Origin of the sequence: Listeria fleischmannii subsp. fleischmannii LU2006-1 (assembly GCF_000344175.1) — a bacterium.
Classification (GTDB): Bacteria; Bacillota; Bacilli; order Lactobacillales; family Listeriaceae; genus Listeria; species Listeria fleischmannii.
Genome location: NZ_ALWW01000088.1, coordinates 1 through 739, shown reverse-complemented (window position 1 = coordinate 739; position 739 = coordinate 1). Strand labels below are relative to the sequence as shown.

At 35.0% G+C, this 739-nt stretch carries 1 protein-coding gene and 1 pseudogene; both read right to left on the bottom strand.

Annotated elements, in window-relative coordinates; translation table 11 throughout:
- Positions 1 to 349, bottom strand: a pseudogene (locus LFLEISCH_RS14340) (tetrahydrofolate dehydrogenase/cyclohydrolase catalytic domain-containing protein); the annotation flags it as partial.
- A 78-nt stretch (positions 350 to 427) separates the two neighbouring features.
- Positions 428 to 739: transcription antitermination factor NusB (nusB, locus tag LFLEISCH_RS14335; RefSeq protein WP_007478081.1), on the bottom strand; the 312-nt coding region annotated here is incomplete at its 5' end.

The window sequence follows — 739 nt, the reverse complement described above, 5'->3', positions numbered from 1 at the left end:
TTCAAGACAGATATTGTGTCAATGACCTTTTCCTCCGAAATATGTTTAGGTAGTGGTAATTGAACTAAAATGCCATGAATGGTATCATCCTCGTTTAGTTCTTCCACAGTTTGAAGTAATTTTTCTTCTGATACATCTTCATCTAGTTCAATAAGTACTGACTTCATGCCGCTTTCTTCTGTGCGCTTTTTGTTTATTTCTTACATATGTACGTGATGCTTGATTGTCCCCTACAAGAACTACTGCAAGCCCAGGCTGTTTGCCCTCACTTTTTAATCGACTTACCTCTTTTGTTACATTTTCTTGAATCTCTTTCGCTAATTTTTTTTCCATCAATAACTTGTGCCATCTTCATTGCCCCCTTAAAAACTTATGATTAAATAGATTTGGTGAAAAAGTACTTCTCACCAAATCTAAAGTAAAACCACTAATCGTTTTGCGCAATATTTGCAAGTACACCATTGATAAATTTGCTAGCTTTCTCATCACTATATATTTTAGCAATTTCAATTGACTCGTTTAGACTTACACGGTCTGGAACATCTTCTAAAAATAGCATTTCAAATGCACTAACACGTAAGATAGATAAATCCACTTTATTTAAGCGGCTTAGTTGCCAATTATCTAAATGTGTTTCGATTGTTTGATCAAGTTCGCTTTTATGTTCCGCTACACCAGTTACAAGCGTCTCAACATAATCATCTTGTTCCTCATCCATGACATTTTGAATMGCCTGTCT